The organism is Nocardia pseudovaccinii NBRC 100343 (assembly GCF_001613225.1).
Lineage (GTDB): Bacteria > Actinomycetota > Actinomycetes > Mycobacteriales > Mycobacteriaceae > Nocardia > Nocardia pseudovaccinii.
Window position 1 is genome coordinate 1 of record NZ_BDBY01000430.1, and the last position, 15,249, is coordinate 15,249.

The 15,249-nt window shown below is 66.9% G+C and carries 16 protein-coding genes; 7 read left to right on the forward strand and 9 right to left on the reverse strand.

Annotation, left to right across the window (positions count from 1 at the left end; translation table 11 throughout):
* Nucleotides 1-187: hypothetical protein (locus NP3_RS50125; RefSeq protein ID WP_218025077.1), on the forward strand; the 187-nt coding region annotated here is incomplete at its 5' end.
* A 70-nt stretch (nucleotides 188-257) separates the two neighbouring features.
* Here the strand turns inward: NP3_RS50125 and NP3_RS44965 are convergent.
* Genes NP3_RS44965 through NP3_RS44980 form a run of 4 tightly spaced genes read right to left on the reverse strand, consistent with a single transcriptional unit; the run spans nucleotide 258 to nucleotide 4,339 of the window.
* Entirely contained in the window at nucleotides 258-1,316 is a 1,059-nt protein-coding gene (locus NP3_RS44965; RefSeq protein WP_281197794.1) for a CaiB/BaiF CoA transferase family protein, read from the reverse strand.
* A complete protein-coding gene (locus NP3_RS44970; protein WP_063047805.1) occupies nucleotides 1,313-2,269 on the reverse strand; it encodes an LLM class F420-dependent oxidoreductase in 957 nt (318 codons plus the stop codon). The genes NP3_RS44965 and NP3_RS44970 overlap by 4 nt, the downstream gene beginning before the upstream one ends.
* Before the next feature lie 49 nt (nucleotides 2,270-2,318).
* Nucleotides 2,319-2,762: a cobalamin B12-binding domain-containing protein gene (locus NP3_RS44975; protein ID WP_063047806.1), complete on the reverse strand. Its 444-nt coding sequence runs from the start codon at nucleotides 2,760-2,762 to the stop codon at nucleotides 2,319-2,321.
* Complete coding sequence (locus NP3_RS44980; protein ID WP_063047807.1) at nucleotides 2,762-4,339, reverse strand: methylmalonyl-CoA mutase family protein; 1,578 nt, start codon at nucleotides 4,337-4,339, stop codon at nucleotides 2,762-2,764. Before NP3_RS44980 ends, NP3_RS44975 begins: the two co-directional genes overlap by 1 nt.
* Before the next feature lie 87 nt (nucleotides 4,340-4,426).
* Between NP3_RS44980 and NP3_RS44985 the strand changes: the two genes are divergently transcribed.
* The 4 genes from NP3_RS44985 to NP3_RS45000 are packed head-to-tail and all read left to right on the forward strand — an operon-like array spanning nucleotide 4,427 to nucleotide 6,780.
* Nucleotides 4,427-5,260, forward strand: coding sequence for an SDR family oxidoreductase (locus NP3_RS44985; protein ID WP_063047808.1), 834 nt, complete (start codon nucleotides 4,427-4,429; stop codon nucleotides 5,258-5,260).
* A 21-nt stretch (nucleotides 5,261-5,281) separates the two neighbouring features.
* Nucleotides 5,282-5,677 (forward strand): 4-carboxymuconolactone decarboxylase, encoded by a 396-nt coding sequence (gene pcaC / locus NP3_RS44990; RefSeq protein ID WP_063047809.1) that lies wholly within the window; start codon nucleotides 5,282-5,284, stop codon nucleotides 5,675-5,677.
* Nucleotides 5,670-6,560, forward strand: coding sequence for an NAD(P)-dependent oxidoreductase (locus tag NP3_RS44995; protein WP_063047810.1), 891 nt, complete (start codon nucleotides 5,670-5,672; stop codon nucleotides 6,558-6,560). The genes pcaC and NP3_RS44995 overlap by 8 nt, the downstream gene beginning before the upstream one ends.
* 10 nt (nucleotides 6,561-6,570) lie before the next feature.
* Nucleotides 6,571-6,780, forward strand: coding sequence for a hypothetical protein (locus NP3_RS45000; RefSeq protein ID WP_063047811.1), 210 nt, complete (start codon nucleotides 6,571-6,573; stop codon nucleotides 6,778-6,780).
* 7 nt (nucleotides 6,781-6,787) lie between these two features.
* On the opposite strand, the gene NP3_RS45005 is transcribed toward NP3_RS45000, so the two are convergent.
* Complete coding sequence (locus NP3_RS45005) at nucleotides 6,788-8,731, reverse strand: sensor histidine kinase (protein WP_063047812.1); 1,944 nt, start codon at nucleotides 8,729-8,731, stop codon at nucleotides 6,788-6,790.
* A 77-nt stretch (nucleotides 8,732-8,808) separates the two neighbouring features.
* On the opposite strand from NP3_RS45005, the gene NP3_RS45010 reads away from it, so the two are divergent.
* Nucleotides 8,809-9,723: an LLM class F420-dependent oxidoreductase gene (locus NP3_RS45010; protein ID WP_063047813.1), complete on the forward strand. Its 915-nt coding sequence runs from the start codon at nucleotides 8,809-8,811 to the stop codon at nucleotides 9,721-9,723.
* Between the two features lie 13 nt (nucleotides 9,724-9,736).
* Here NP3_RS45010 and NP3_RS45015 read toward each other — a convergent pair whose 3' ends face one another.
* The gene (locus NP3_RS45015; RefSeq protein ID WP_063047814.1) at nucleotides 9,737-10,453 is read right to left on the reverse strand and encodes an enoyl-CoA hydratase/isomerase family protein; all 717 of its coding nucleotides are present in this window, start codon (nucleotides 10,451-10,453) and stop codon (nucleotides 9,737-9,739) included.
* A 147-nt stretch (nucleotides 10,454-10,600) separates the two neighbouring features.
* Here NP3_RS45015 and NP3_RS45020 point away from each other — a divergent pair, with 147 nt between their 5' ends.
* Nucleotides 10,601-12,133 (forward strand): AMP-binding protein, encoded by a 1,533-nt coding sequence (locus NP3_RS45020; RefSeq protein WP_063047815.1) that lies wholly within the window; start codon nucleotides 10,601-10,603, stop codon nucleotides 12,131-12,133.
* Here the strand turns inward: NP3_RS45020 and NP3_RS45025 are convergent, their stop codons facing one another.
* The 3 genes from NP3_RS45025 to NP3_RS45035 form a co-directional block, all read right to left on the reverse strand.
* The gene (locus NP3_RS45025; protein WP_063047816.1) at nucleotides 12,134-12,592 is read right to left on the reverse strand and encodes a MarR family winged helix-turn-helix transcriptional regulator; all 459 of its coding nucleotides are present in this window, start codon (nucleotides 12,590-12,592) and stop codon (nucleotides 12,134-12,136) included.
* A 160-nt stretch (nucleotides 12,593-12,752) separates the two neighbouring features.
* Complete coding sequence (locus NP3_RS45030; protein WP_063047817.1) at nucleotides 12,753-14,828, reverse strand: ArnT family glycosyltransferase; 2,076 nt, start codon at nucleotides 14,826-14,828, stop codon at nucleotides 12,753-12,755.
* Nucleotides 14,829-14,852: 24 nt separating this feature from the next.
* Nucleotides 14,853-15,249: mannosyltransferase YkcB-related protein (locus NP3_RS45035; RefSeq protein WP_507762174.1), on the reverse strand; the 397-nt coding region annotated here is incomplete at its 5' end.

Sequence of the window (15,249 nt, forward strand, 5' to 3'; positions counted from 1 at the left end):
CGACACCCTACTCAGCTGGACGCGGCAGGAGAGCGCGTACGCGGTCGCGCACAGCGGCGATCCGCGCGAGTCCGCTGCACGGAATCCGATGCGCCACTCGGGCTTCGGCGGTGGACGCAACCCGGACCTGTCACCTGCGCCAGCACACCGGATCGCCGCGACAGCGATGCAACCCACCGCCAGCTGATGCGGCCGACGAACTGAGCGCACTCCTCGCCCAACACGATGACCCGGTGCACCTGATCGATACCCGGCCGCTACTCCTCGTGCTCGCCGAGCACCGGCGGCGGACCGTACTGCGGCTGGTATCCGGCTATCCGGATCGGACTGCCGATCAGCCGGTAATCGCCAACGGTGACGATGGTTTCGGGGGTGGCGGCCAGTGCCTCGGGCAGGGTGCGGACCGCGGCGGCCGGGATGCCGAGTGGGCGCAGGCGAGCTTCCCAACCGGAGGCGGTATCGGTGGCCAGGGCCGCGGTTACCGCGGCGAGCACCTCGTCGCGATGGGCAGCCCGCTCGGCCATCGTCTCGAATCCGTCGACACCGGCCTCGGCGGCGAAGACCTTCCAGAAGCCGTCGTGGGTGATGAACAGCGCGAGATGGCCCTCGGCGGTCGGAAAGAGCTGTGCCGGAACGTAATACGAATGTGCGCCGAACTTTCGGCGTTGCGGCTGTTTGCCGTCGTTGAGATAGGCCGACGCATGGTAGTTCAGCTGCGAGAGCATTACCTCGTACAGCGAGACGTCCACCTGCCCGCCCCGGCCGGAGACAATCTGGGCGAGCAGGCCGAGCGCGGCGGTGAGGCCGGTCGAGTTGTCCGCCGACGAATACCCGGGCAACGTGGGCGGACCCTGCGGATCGCCAGTCATTGCGGCGATGCCCGTCGCCGCCTGGATCACATAGTCGAAGGCGGGGTCGTCACCGCCGTCCAAGCCGAAGCCCGTGATCGCCACGCACACGATCCGCTGGTTGAATTGCCGCAGCGACTCATAGGTCAGGCCGAGCCGCCGGATCGCCGACGGCTTCAAATTCACCAGCAACGCATGCGATTCCGCGACGAGTTCGGCCAGCCGACGCTGTCCGGCGGGGCTGGTCAATTCGAGTCGGATACTGCGCTTGCCGCGATTGAGGCTGGCGAAATAGGAGTCGCCGACCTGCCGCGAGATCTCCCCGTTCAGCGGTTCGATCTTGGTCACCTCGGCGCCGAGATCGGCGAGCATCATCGTGGCGTAGGGACCGGCGAGCATGGTGCCGACCTCGAGTACCCGGATCCCCGCCAGCGGCCCCGCGGCCTCGCCGGATACCGGTCGGTTCACCGCAATTCCTTCGCCAGTTCGGCGATCATCTCCCGGGTGCGGCGCTTGGAGGCTATGAGTTCGTCGCGGGTGTCGCCGATGGGCAGCAGCCGCACCGAGAGATCCGTGGCACCAGCGTCGGCGAAGCGCCGCAGTCCCGCCGCGATCGCCCGCTCGTCGCCCGCGACGCAGATATCACCGATATCGCGGGCCGAACCCTGTTCCAGCAGCCGCTGATAGTTGGGCGAGACCTCGGCCTCGCCGAGAATCCGATTGGCCCGCGCCTTGGCCTCGTCGACCTCCGACGGCGAGCAGAGGCACACCGGTAGCCCGGCAATGATGCGCGGTGCGGGGCGCCCGGCGTCGGCGGCGGCCTTGTTGATTTTCGGGACGACATGGTCGGCCACCGCGCGCTCGTCGGCCATCCACAGAATGGTGCCGTCGGCCTGTTCCCCGGCGATGCGCAACATGACCGGTCCGAGTGCGGCGATCAGCACCGGCACCGGCGCTACCGGACCGAGGTCGAGCGGATTGTGCACGGTGAAGGTGTCGTTTTCGATATCGACCTGGCCGGGCCCGCGCAGACCGGCATTCAATACGTCCAGGTAGTCGCGGGTGTAGGCCGCCGGTTTCGTATAGGGCAGCCCGAGCATGTCCTGCACGATCCAGTGATGCGAGGGGCCGACACCGAGTGCGAGTCGACCACCGGCCGCGGCCTGCGCCGAAAGTGCTTGGCGGGCAAGGGCGATCGGATGCTGCGCCTGTAATGGCACCACCGCGGTGCCCAATTCGATACGGGTGGTCTTCATACCCATCAGCGCGATGGTGATCAGCGCGTCGAAATCGGTGGGTATCTGCGGAATCCACGCGGTGTCCAGTCCCGCGGATTCGGCCCATTCGATATCGTCGAGCATCCTGCTGAGCTTGCGCGCGGAGTCCCCCTTCTCCGGCCCGATCATCACTCCGATTCGCACGAATTCCTCCAGTTTCCAAGCTCTTTCAGACGACTGCTGCCGCCCAGGATCACGACGGTGTCGCGGTTTCGGTCTCGGGGACGGCAGTCGGCGGAGCCGACGGGGCGGGTAAGCACAGCGCGCGGATCTCGGTGACCAGCGTCTCCAGCGCTGTGCCGGTCGGAAAGACCGCGGCCGCACCGGCTTCCAGCAATCGCGGCACGTCCGCCTGCGGGATGGTGCCGCCGACCACCACCGCGATATCCCCGGCACCGGCGGCCCGTAGCGCATCCACGACGCGCGTCGTCATCGACACATGCGCGCCGGACAGGATGCTCAAACCGACCACGGCGACGTCTTCCTGCAGCGCGATCGACACGATGTCCTCCACGCGCTGACGGATGCCGGTGTAGATGACCTCGAACCCGGCATCGCGCAGGGTGCGGGCGACGATCTTGGCGCCGCGGTCGTGACCGTCCAACCCCGGTTTGGCGACGAGTACGCGTGCGGGCATCAGAACACCACCGGCTGCTGGAATTCGCCCCATACCGACTTCAGCGCGGCGGTCATCTCGCCGACCGTGCAGTACGCGTTGGCGCAGTCGATCAGATTGTGCATCAGGTTTCCGTCTCCTTCGGCGGCATGCGACAAAGCGGTGAGACAGGCACGCACCGCAGCGGGATCTCGTTCGGCCTTCACCCGAGCCAGGCGCTCGAGCTGCAATTCCCGCCCCTTGGCATCGAGTTCATAGGTGCCGATATCGGGTGCGGGCTCGTCGGAGACGAATCGGTTCACCCCGACCACCGGACGCGAACCCGACTCCACCTCCTGATGCAGCCGGTATGCCTCGTCAGCGATCAGACCTTGCAGATATCCGTCTTCGATGCAGCGCACCATGCCGCCGTGCTGCTCCAGATCGGTCATGATCTCGACGATGCGGGCCTCGGTGGCGTCGGTGAGCGCCTCGACGAAGTAGGAGCCGCCGAGCGGATCGGCCACCCGTGTCACGCCGGTCTCATAGGCGAGGATCTGCTGGGTGCGCAGCGCCAGCGTCGCCGACTCCTCACTCGGCAGCGCGAACGGTTCGTCCCACGCCGCGGTGAACATCGACTGCACCCCGCCGAGCACCGAAGCCATCGATTCGTACGCGACCCGCACCAGATTGTTCTGGGCCTGCGGCGCGTACAGCGACGCACCGCCTGCGACACAGCCGAACCGGAACATCGACGCCTTGTCCGTGCTCGCGCCGTAGCGCTCGCGCACCAGCGTTGCCCAACGACGCCGACCCGCACGGTATTTCGCGATCTCCTCGAAAAAGTCACCGTGGGTGTAGAAGAAGAACGAGATCTGCGGCGCGAACTGATCGATCGTCATCCGGCCGCGTTCCACCACGGTGTCGCAATAGGTCACGCCGTCGGCGAGGGTGAAGGCCATCTCCTGCACCGCGGTCGCCCCGGCGTCGCGGAAGTGCGCGCCCGCCACCGAGATCGCGTTGAACCGCGGCACCTCGGCCGCGCAGAACTCGATGGTGTCGGCGATCAGCCGCAGCGACGGTTCCGGCGGCCAGATCCAGGTGCCGCGCGAGGCGTATTCCTTGAGGATGTCGTTCTGGATGGTGCCCGTGAGCTTTTCCCGCGGCACGCCCTTTTTCTCCGCGGCTGCCACATAGAACGCCAACAGGATCGCCGCGGTGCCGTTGATGGTGAAGCTGGTGCTGATCTTGTCCAGCGGGATGCCGTCGAAGAGCACCTCGGCGTCGGCGAGCGTGTCGACGGCGACGCCGACCCGGCCGACTTCCTCGCTCACCTCGGGATCGTCGGAGTCGTAGCCGCACTGCGTCGGCAGATCCAATGCCACCGACAGTCCGGTGCCGCCCTGGCCGAGCAGATACCGGTAGCGCTGGTTGGATTCCTCCGCGGTGCCGAAGCCCGAGTACTGCCGGAACGTCCACAACCGACCCCGGTAGCCGGAGGCGAAGTTGCCACGCGTGAAGGGATATGCGCCCGGCTGGGGCGGATCGGCACGCCGGTCTTCCGGTCCGTAGACCGGCTCGAGCGGGATACCGGACGAGGTCTGCACTTGGTCGTTCATCAGTGAATACGCTACTTGCCAAAAAAGAGAATGCCAATACCATCTGAAGCGAGTGAGTTCTCACAATCCGTTTCCCCGAGGAGCACGATGCCCGAGCAGCACCGACCGTTGACCGACCGCACCTTGGTGATTTCCGGCGCCAGCCGCGGCATCGGACTGGCCATCGCGGTCGCCGCCGCCCGCCGGGGCGCCAACGTAGTGCTGCTGGCCAAGACGGCCGAACCACATCCACGGCTGCCCGGCACCGTCTACACCGCCGCCGCCGAAATCGAGGCCGCGGGCGGCAAGGCGGCCGCCGTGGTGGGTGATGTGCGCCGCGAAGAGGATGTGCAGCGGGTCGTGGGCACCGCGCTGGAACGCTTCGGCGGCATCGATATCTGCGTCAACAATGCCAGTGCCATCGCGACCGACCCGACCGAGCGGTTGTCGCCCAAGAAGTTCGATCTGATGATGGACATCAATATCCGCGGCGCCTTCCTGCTGACCCAGTCCTGCGTGCCGCACCTACGCAATTCGGCCAACCCACATGTGCTGACCATCGCGCCGCCGGTGAATATGAACCCGCGCTGGCTCGGCGCGCACCCGGTCTACACGCTGTCGAAGTACGGAATGACGCTGCTGTCGCAGGGCTGGGCCGTCGAATACGCCAACGCCGCAATAGCATTCAACTGCCTGTGGCCCGAGACCTTCATCGCCACCTCGGCGGTGGCCAACCTCGACGACGGCACGAATCAGCTCGCGGCCGCGCGCAGTCCGGAGATCATGGCCGATGCCGCGATCGAGATCGTGTCCCAGCCCGCGCGGGAGATCACCGGAAACTGCTTCATCGATGCCGAGGCGTTGACGCGATTCGGCGGCGTCGAGGACCTGTCCCGCTACGGCGGCGGCGCGCACCCGACACCGGACCTGTTCCTCGACTGATCGCCGAAAGGATTGCCGGATATGACAATCGATCCCGACCAACGGGCGCGCTACGAGGCCGGATTACAGGTCCGCCGCGAGGTCGTCGGCGCCGACTACGTCGACCGGGCGCTGGCCGCCGCCACCGACTTCTCCGAGCCGCTGCAGGATCTGGTCACCGAATACTGTTGGGGCGCGGTGTGGACCCGCCCCGGCCTGGACCGCCGGGCGCGGTCGATGATCACGCTGGCGATGCTGACGTCACTCAACCGTGCCACGGAATTCGCCACGCACGTGCGCGCCGCATTGACCAACGGCGTCACCCCGGACGAGATCCGAGAGGTGCTGCTGCACGCGACGGTCTATGCCGGTGTTCCGGCCGGAGTCGAAGCCTTCCGAATCGCCGGACCGATCCTGCAGGAGCACGCCGATGCCTGAACGCGCTACCGGACACATCGCTTTTCTCGGCCTCGGCACCATGGGCGCGCGCATGTCGCGGCGGTTGGTGGCGGCGGGTTTCGACGTTGTCGGATTCGACCCGTCCGAGCACGCCCGTGACGGCTTGGCGGCGGTCGGCGGACGGGTCGCGACCAGCGCCGCCGCAGCCGCCGCCGGGGCCACCCACCTGATTCTCATGTTGCCCAGCTCTGCCGTCGTCGAATCCGTACTCGGTGACGAGCAGCTACTGGCCGCATTGGGGCCGGACGCGATCGTGATCGATATGAGCTCATCCGAACCGGAGTCGACGCGGCGGCTGGCCACCGCATTGGCCGAGCGTCGGATCACACTGGTCGACGCACCGGTGTCCGGCGGTGTGCGCGGGGCGGCGGACGGTACCCTGACGATTATGGTCGGGGGCCCGGAAGACACTGTCGCCCACATTGATTCGGTACTGGCGCCGCTGGGCAAGGTACGGCGCATAGGTGCATCGGGGGCCGGTCATGCCGTCAAGGCGATCAATAATCTGCTCGCCGCGGTCAATTTGCTCGCCGCCGCCGAGGGGGTCGCGGCCGGACGCCGTTTCGGCCTGGACCCCGCCGTGATCGTCGAGACCATCAATGCCGCCAGCGGTCGCAGTGCCGCAACCGAACTCAAGTTCCCGCAGGCGATCCTGCCGGAAACCTTCGACTCCGGATTCGCGCTCGCGCTCATGCTCAAGGACATGCGCATCGCCACCGACCTGGCGGCCGCGCTCGGCATACCGGCCGCACTCGGCGAACGCGCCGTCGAGCTGTGGACGCGCGCCGCGGCCGACCTCGGTCCGAGCGCCGACCAAACCGATATCGCGCGCTGGGCGGACGCGCAGTCCGCGGAACATTGAGGCCAACACCATGAATACGCCCATCCGATTCTCGGTCGTCGACGTGCTTCACTACTTCGGCAAGTGCCCGCGCTGCGGTTATTCCGCCACCGCGTCGGCGATGATCCAGACCTTCGCCGACGGCGCCACCGAATCACAACTCGTCGCCACCTGCGCGCAGCCGTGCGGGTGGAGCGGCCCGGTGGCGCTGACCACGATGACCGACGCCCGGTCCGATTGACTCGGATTCACCACCGTTGCACGGCGCTCGGCGCGGCAATGCCCGCGTTCTCCGCGGCCAGCACCGCCGTCGGGATCACGACGATGGCGCGAACTCCGCCGTAGTCGGATTCGGTCAGGCGCACCGAGATGCCGTGCCGAATCCCCAACCGGGCCACCACGAACAGCCCGAGCCGCGAATCCGACGATAGTGTCGCGACGCTGAAATCCGGTGGGTCGGCGAGCACTTCGTTGGCCCGCTCCAGTTCCGAATCCGACATGCCCATGCCCTGATCGCTGATCACCACGACGACTCCCGTGCCGATCAGATTGCCGGTGACATCCACGCGCGACTGCGGTGGCGAGAACGCGGTCGCATTGTCGACCAGTTCGGCAAGTAGATGGATGAGATCGGCGACCACCGCACCGTTGACGAAAACCGACGGCAGTCCGGCGCCGGTGAAAACCCGAGCGTATTGCACGGTTTCCGCGATCGCACCCCGGACGAGCTCCCCGAGCGGAACCGGACGTCGCCACTGGCGACCCGGGCGGCCGCCGCCGAGGATGATCAGATTCTCGGCATTGCGGCGCCCGCGGGTGGCGAGATGGTCGAGCTGGAACAGCGTTTCCAGCAGCGCCGGATCCTCCTGTCGCCGTTCGGCCGCGTCGAGAATCTCCAACTGCCGGTGCACGACGATCTGGCTGCGGTGGGCGATATTGCTGAATACCGCGCGCACACCCTCGCGGGTGTTCGCCTCGGTGACCGCGGCCGCGACCGCCGCGCCGTGCGCCCGATTGAAAGCCTGGGCGACCTGACCTATCTCGTCGGTGCCGAAATCCAGCTGTGCGGCTTCGGTTTCCGGGTCGATCCGCACCCCTTCGTTCAGGCGCCGCATCGTCTCCGGCAACCGGACCTCGGCCACCGCAAGCGTTTCCGAGCGCAACCGTTTCAGCCGTCCGATCAATTGGTTGGCCAGCCACAGCGACAACAGGAACGCCAGCACGGCGACCGCACTCAAAACGCCCGCGGCCAGCAACGAGTTGCGTGCATGCCGGGCACCCGCATCAGCGGCGTGCTGTTGGGCCTGCTTGGCGTGCCCCACCCACAATGTCACCAACTGCTGGCTCACCTCGTCCGCGGCCGCGCGCCACTCCGGGACGCTCATCGGCAACTGCGGCGCAGTTGCGGGCCGCGCCTCGACAATGGCGCTCTCCATGGAGCTGACCTGCTGCCAGGCCGGGGAAGCGGTGAGATCCTTTATGCGCTGGGCGTTGTCGGCGTCGAGTACGGCCGCCAATCGCGCGATCTCGACGTGGTAGTAGCTGACCAGGTTGCGATATTCGGCGAAAAGGGTCGGCGACACGCTCTGCGGGTGCACGACCGCCGCGGTCAGCGCACTTGCGCGCGACATGGATTCGACTACGTGCAACAGACCCATATTGCGGGCGAGGTCGGCGCCGGTGGGCGCGTCCGGAGCGAACTGTCCGATCGTTGCCGAACCCTGGTCCATGCCGTCCAGTAGTCGGCTGTAGAAGTCGTAGGCGTCTGCGATCGGTAGCCGACCGGCATCGATGGCACTGCGCAGTTCCGGTAACCGAGCCTTCAACTCGTCGAAGGCCGCCACCGTGTTTCCCATCGCGCTGCCGCCCACACGTTGCAACGCCGCTTCGGTGACTGCCAACGACTTCAGCGCGGTGTCGAACCGCATCCGGGCGGCGACCAGCGCACCGGGATCGATGGCCTCGCCTGCCAGCTGGGACACAGACAACAGTCGTTCTTGTTCCACGGCCAGGACCAATTCGCGCGTGGGTGTGAGGTGACTGTCCAGCGTGCGCGCGAAGTCCTCGGCGTGCCGCCCGTCGTTGAACAGGTAGATCGACGTACCCACCCCGACGCAGATCAGCAGCAGGCTGGGTACCAGCGCAATGACAAGAATCCGCGTCCGGATCCCACGGAACCGAGCCTTCAACACCGCGATAATATAACTTACATATTCGAGAATGGCATTCTTTGAATATGCCTGCCGACCCAGGGCACACGGAGGACCCGATGCGATTTATCCTGCATTACCCCGAGACCACCGGCTACGACGGTGACATGCTCGATGTCGGCGCACTGCACGACGTGGCGATCGAGGCCGAACGATCCGGATTCGACGGACTGTCACTGAGCGAGCACCCCGTTCCGGGCGCTCGATGGCTGGCTTCCGGTGGACATCAGACACTCGATCCGTTCGTCGCACTCGGTTACGTCGCCGGGGTGACCGAACGTCTGCGGCTGATCACCTATCTCGCGGTGCTGCCCTACCGCAATCCGTTCCTGCTGGCGAAGGCGGCGGCGACGCTGGACAAACTGTCGGGTGGGCGCGCGATCGTCGGTCTGGGCACGGGTTATCAGAAGAGCGAATTCCACGCTCTCGGAGTCGATTTCGACGAGCGCAATGCACTGTTCGACGAGGCGCTGGACGTGCTGCCGCTGCATTGGAGCGGCGAGCCGTTCAGCTATCAGGGCCGCCATTTCAGCGCCCGCGATGTGATCGCCCGGCCGCGGCCGGTGCAGAACCCGATCCCGGTCTGGATCGGCGGCAATTCGAAGCTGAGCCGCCGCCGGGTCGCCGCGCGCGCACAGGGCTGGATCCCGATGACCGGCGGCGCCGAGCTGAGCACCTCGGCCCGCACACCGGAACTCGGCACGCTCGACCAGCTCGCCGCGAAGATGGCCGAGGTGCGATCGGCGGCCCAGGACGCGGACCGGTCCGAGCATATCGATCTGGTGTACTCCTACCCGGATGCGAGCATCGCCACCCCGGCGATGGATGCCGACCGGCACCGCGAAGCCTTCGCGGCATTGGACAAGGCCGGTGTCGACTGGATCGTCGTCTCCTGTCGCACACGCGAGCCCGGCGCGATATTCGACTTCATCTCGGAATTCGGCGCGACCTACCTGACCGCGCCCGAATCCTAGGCTGCGCCGCAGCTCATCGCGGACGGCTCAGCACCTTGTCCGCCGCCGCCCAGTGCTCGTCCGAAACCCAGAGCTGCGCAAAGGCATTCACGGCCTCGGCCGGGGAAACGCCGGACAGCACGCGCTTGATCTCACCCGCGGGCGCGTTGGCCAGCGAGCGAGCCAGTGCCAGCCAACCTTCCTCGAACGACGCACGGGGCAGCACCCGGTCCACCAGGCCGACGCGTTCGGCCTCGGCGGCGTCGAGCACGGTGCCCGAACCCGCGAGCAGCAGTGCTCGGCTCCGACCGACCAGCGCGCCGAGCCGTTCGGCGCCACCCCAGGCCGGCATGATCGCCAGCGCGACCTGATTGAACGCGATCTTGATGTGGTCGGCGGCGACCCGGATGTCCGCGGCGACCGCGACTTCGGCGCCACCACCGAAGGCGTGGCCGTTCATTGCGGCGATCACCGGGGCGGGAAAGTCCGCGAGGCGATCACAGATGCCCCGCATCCGCCAGGCCATCTCCTCGGCGGCCTCGAGGGTCCGAATCGCGCTGAGCTGCTTGAGATCTCCCCCCGAGACGAATGCCTTGTCCCCCGCGCCCCGGATAACCAGTGCGCGAGCCCCCTCGGCCGCGTCGAGCGCCTTCTCGAGCTGGTCCATCGTCTCCGGCGCGATGGCATTGCGCGCCTGCGGGCGATCGATGGTGACGACCGCAAGCCCGTCGCTCAGCTCGAGTTCCACCATTGTCAGTTCTCCGATCAAGATATTGGCATTCTACTTTCAGGAGAATAGTATATTCAGAGCGGCAGCCCCGACACTCATCCCGTAACCACCCGACCGCGCCGCGGGTGTGGCCGACTCGTGCCCGCGCGCCGGGTACTTGGAGTCCATATGCGCACAATCCCCACCGACCTGGTCAAACGGTACGAAGACGAAGGATGGTGGACCCGCGATTCGCTCGGCGATCTGCTGGCCCGCGGTCTGGCCGCCGCACCCGATGCCCGATTCCGCGTGCACTCGGCGGTCCGGCCCTATACCGGAACCTTCCGTGACGTCGAAGTTGTCGCCCGCCGATTGGCCAAGGGCTTGCACAAGCGGGGTGTCGGTCCCGGTGATGTGGTGGCCTTTCAACTGCCCAATTGGATGGAGGCCGCCGCGACCTTCTGGGCCGCAACCTTTCTCGGTGCGACCGTGGTTCCGATCGTGCACATCTACGGCCCTCGGGAGGTCGGCTACATTCTGGGTGCGGTGCGTCCACGAGTCTTCGTCACCACCGACCGATTCGGTTCGCTCGAGTACGATCCGGCCGTCTACGCGGATGTACCGATCGTCGGCGTCGTCGGACGCACCTTCGACGATCTGCTCGATGACGAGCCGTTCACCGGGGTCGTCGAGGTCGACCCGGCCGGACCGGCGCTGATCGCCTTCACCTCGGGCACCACCCGCGCGCCCAAGGGTGTGATCCACAGTCATCAAACCCTCGGCTGCGAGACCCGCCAGCTGGCCGAGCACTACCCGGCCGACCTCGGCCCGCAGATCACCGCCGCGCCGGTCGGCCATTTCATCGGCATGCTCAACGCCTTCCTCATCCCGATCCGCGACGGCATCGCGGTCAACCTCGTCGACACCTGGAATCCGGCCCAGATCCTGACCCTGATGACCAACTACGGCATCACCGTCGCGGGCGGCGTGCCCTACTACCTGACCAGCCTGGTCGACCACCCCGACTTCACCGCCGAACATCTGCTGCATATGAAATACGCCGGTATGGGCGGCGCCTCGGTGCCGAGTTCGGTCACCGAGCGGCTCAACGAACTCGGCCTCATCGTCTACCGCTCCTACGGCAGCACCGAACACCCCTCGATCACCGCCTCCGACTGCACCGCCCCGGAGGGCAAACGGCTCTATACCGACGGCGATCCGCAGCCCGGCATCGAGATCCGGCTCACCGAGGACGGCGAAATCCTCAGCCGCGGACCGGATCTGTGCCTCGGCTACACCGACGAGGCGCTCACCGCGAAGGTTTTCGACGACGAAGGCTGGTATCACACCGGCGATATCGGCATGCTCGACGAGGACGGGTTCCTCACCATTACCGACCGCACCTCCGACCTGATCATCCGCGGTGGCGAGAACATCAGCGCACTCGAGGTCGAGGAGGTCCTGCTGACCATGTCGGCGGTCGCCGAGGCCGTTGCCGTCGCCGCGCCCGATGCTCGACTCGGCGAGCATGTGGCCGCTGTGGTGCGACTGCACCCGGGTTCGAACGCCCCGACGCTCGCGGATCTGCAAGCGCATTTCGCGCAGGCGGGACTGACCAAGCAGAAATGGCCGGAACAGCTCGTAGTGGTGGCGGACTTTCCGCGCACCCCGAGCGGCAAGGTGCAGAAATACCTGATCCGGCAGAGCCTGCGCGAGGCGTGATCAGTGGCTGATGGCGGAATGCCGCGGCCACGGACGGCCGTGGTAGCGCTCGATATCGGTGTTGAAGCGTTCGAGATAGGCGGCGAAGGCAGCGACATCGTCGGGCGTCCAGTCGGCCATGATGGTGTCCAGATCGCGAACGCTCTGCATGCGGTCGGATTCGAGTCGGCCGCTTCCCTCGGGGGTGATGCGGAACAGTCGAGCCATGCCGCCCTCGGGGTCCGGAATCCGTTCGATCAGCCCCGCGCGCATCATCGCGGCGGTTTGCCGACGCAGCGTGGACGCCTCCAATCCCAGTGCGTCGCTGAGCTGACCGATGGACATCGGCCCTTCTCCGTGCAGACGGTTGAGCAGGGTGTACGCACTGCGGTCCATCCGACTGGCACCACGCCGAGACGCGAGGCTGTACCGCCCGAGCAGCATGGTCTCGAATTCGATCAAATGCGTGGGCTTGTCCATCCCGACCCTTCTGCCGATGCGCGCGTCATCAATGACGCATGTGTATCACACAGGATGCGCGCGACAACCTCGAATGTGCACGTCACACGCAACGTGTATCATACACGCCACTTTGCCCGAAAGGCGCGCCTGATCGGGTCAGGCGCGCCTCGGTTGGGGGTCAGGAGGTGGGCTGACTCAGGTCGTAGACCGTGGTGCCGCCGACCGTGATGGCGGTGTAGTGCGCCTTGACCCATGCGGTGATTTCGCTTGCGCTGCTGTTGGATCCGCCGCCGGGTCCACCGCCCATGCCGCCGCCCGCGATGAAGTAGGCGATGTCGCCGTTGGCGACGTACTGCTGGAATTGCGCCAGCGTCGGTGAATTGTCGCTGCCGGTGAAACCGCCGATCGCCATGATCGAAGCGCCGGTGGACAATTCGAGGCCGCTCGCCGACTGCGAGCCGACCGCCGCTGCGGCCCAACGGGTGTCGGTATCGCGCACCAACCGCTGTAGTTCGGTGTTGGACGAATTCGAGCCGCCCGGTCCACCGCCGTCACGGTTGGCGGTCGCTTCGGTTCCCGTCTGCTCGGCCCCCGTCTGCTGGGTACCGATCTGTTCGGGCCCCGCTTGTCCAGGTGCCGCGCCATCGAACGACGGTGCGCCGGTTCCTGATTCGCCGGAACCATCGGGTGCCGCTCCCCCGCCGCCACCCGGTCCGCCCATACCCATCCCCTTACCCGCGACAGCCGGGCCGGAGGTCGGAATGGAACCGGAATGCGCGGTCGCGGCGGTCTCGATCGCGTACGCGGTGGTCCCCGCGAGGCCGAACAACAGTCCGGCGATGGCGACGACAGCGGTGCACCTGCCGAGCTGGTGTGCGCCGACCGCGACGACGGCCGCGACCACGATCGAACCGATCAGCACGATCCAGCGCAGTGCCGGGTACCAGTCGGGTGTGCGATCGAGCAGGATGAAGTTCCAGATACCGGTCGAGGCGGACATTGCCGCGAGTGCGATACGCGCCGTGACGAATTGGCGGCCGCGCCACAATTCGACGACCGCGACACCGATCAGCGCCGCGATCGCCGGGGCGAGGGCGACGGTGTAGTACGGGTGCATGGTGCCCTGCATGTAGCTGAACACGACACCGGTGACGAGCAGCCAACCGCCCCACAGAATCAGGCCCGCGCGCGTGCGTCCGGTCCGCGGCGTGCGCCGGGTGAACCACAGACCGGCGACCAGACCGATCAAAGCCGCGGGCAGCAGCCAGGAGATTTCGGTGCCCATCGAATCGCCGAACAATCGAGTGATCCCGGTGCTGCCGCCGAAGCCGCTGTTGCCACCGCCGCCACCACCGCCGCCGTTGCCTTCGCCGCCGAGGACACGGCCGAGGCCGTTGTAGCCGAGCGCGAGGTCGAGCAGGCTGTTGTCGGTCGAGCCGCCGATGTACGGGCGCGCATCAGCGGGCCACAAGCTGACCAGTGCGACGAACCAGCCGCCCGAGATCACCATTGCGACAAAAGCGCCGAGCAGTTTGACGATACGACGCCAGAAGCCGATCGGGGCGGCGACCAGGAACACCAGTCCGAGCGCGGGCAGTACCAGGAAGGCCTGCATCATCTTGGTGAGGAAGCCGAATCCCACTGCCACACCAGCCGATGCGAGCCAGCGGCCGCTGCCGCGCTCGGTCGCGCGGACCGTGCAATACGCGGCGACAACGAGCAGCAGCACCAGCAGTGCGTCCGGGTTGTTGAACCGGAACATCAGTGCCGCAACGGGAGTCACGGCCAGAGCCACGCCCGCGAGCAATCCGGCCGCCGGGCCGCTCCACCGGCGCACCGCGGCGTACACCAGACCGACCGACGCCACGCCCATCAGTGCCTGCGGCAGCAGCATGGAGAACGAACTGAAACCGAGCAGCCTGCCGGACAAGCCCATCACCCACAGCGATGCGGGCGGCTTGTCCACGGTGATGGCGTTACCCGAATCCAGCGAACCGAACAGCAGCGCCTTCCAGCTCTGCGTGCCCGCCTGGACCGCGGCCGCGTAGAAGTCGTTGGCCCAACCGGATTTACTCAGTCCCCACAGGTAGAGCACGGCGGTGGCCGCCAGCAGAGTCCACAATCCGGGGCGGGCCCAGCGTGGCTGATCGGGTGGGCCGAACAGCCAGCGGGTCGGTCGTTTCCGGTGCGCGCCCGCGTGCCGCGGACCCGCTGGTTCGGCGTACCGCACGGGCGGCGCTTCGGTCATGGTCATCTCGAGTCCCTCTCGTTTCAGTGGTCAGTGGTTGACGGTGAGGTCGTAGACCGTGACGCCGTCTATGGTCTGGGCGGTGAAGTTGGCCTGGACCCAGGCCGCGATTTCGCTGGCGGCCTGACTGCCGCCGCTCGCGGATCCGCGCATCCCGCCCATGATCTGGGCGCTGATGAAGTAGTGGATCTTGTGTTGGGCCACATAGTCTTCGAACTGCGACAGCGTGGGCGACGGGTCGGTGCCGTTGAAGCCGCCCAGGGCCATGACCGGATCACCGGTGGCCAGTTGGTATCCGGCGGCATTGCTGGAGCCGACGACGGCGGCGACCCAGGTGTAGTTGTCGGCGTCGGCGCTCAGCGCCGCGGTCAGGTTCGCGCCGGGCGTGATGCCGCCGAACATTCCGCCCATCGGGGCACCGCCGCCG

Excerpts from the sequence above, each read along its gene's own strand:
- NP3_RS45010 (WP_063047813.1), top strand. The coding sequence starts at position 8,809 with ATGCGATTTATCCTGCATTACCCCGAGACCACCGGCTACGACGGTGAC.
- NP3_RS44995 (WP_063047810.1), top strand. The coding sequence starts at position 5,670 with ATGCCTGAACGCGCTACCGGACACATCGCTTTTCTCGGCCTCGGCACC.
- pcaC (WP_063047809.1), top strand. The coding sequence starts at position 5,282 with ATGACAATCGATCCCGACCAACGGGCGCGCTACGAGGCCGGATTACAG.
- NP3_RS44980 (WP_063047807.1), bottom strand. The coding sequence starts at position 4,339 with ATGAACGACCAAGTGCAGACCTCGTCCGGTATCCCGCTCGAGCCGGTC.
- NP3_RS45000 (WP_063047811.1), top strand. The coding sequence starts at position 6,571 with ATGAATACGCCCATCCGATTCTCGGTCGTCGACGTGCTTCACTACTTC.
- NP3_RS45015 (WP_063047814.1), bottom strand. The coding sequence starts at position 10,453 with ATGGTGGAACTCGAGCTGAGCGACGGGCTTGCGGTCGTCACCATCGAT.
- NP3_RS45030 (WP_063047817.1), bottom strand. The coding sequence starts at position 14,828 with ATGACCATGACCGAAGCGCCGCCCGTGCGGTACGCCGAACCAGCGGGT.
- NP3_RS45020 (WP_063047815.1), top strand. The coding sequence starts at position 10,601 with ATGCGCACAATCCCCACCGACCTGGTCAAACGGTACGAAGACGAAGGA.
- NP3_RS44975 (WP_063047806.1), bottom strand. The coding sequence starts at position 2,762 with ATGCCCGCACGCGTACTCGTCGCCAAACCGGGGTTGGACGGTCACGAC.
- NP3_RS44985 (WP_063047808.1), top strand. The coding sequence starts at position 4,427 with ATGCCCGAGCAGCACCGACCGTTGACCGACCGCACCTTGGTGATTTCC.
- NP3_RS45025 (WP_063047816.1), bottom strand. The coding sequence starts at position 12,592 with ATGGACAAGCCCACGCATTTGATCGAATTCGAGACCATGCTGCTCGGG.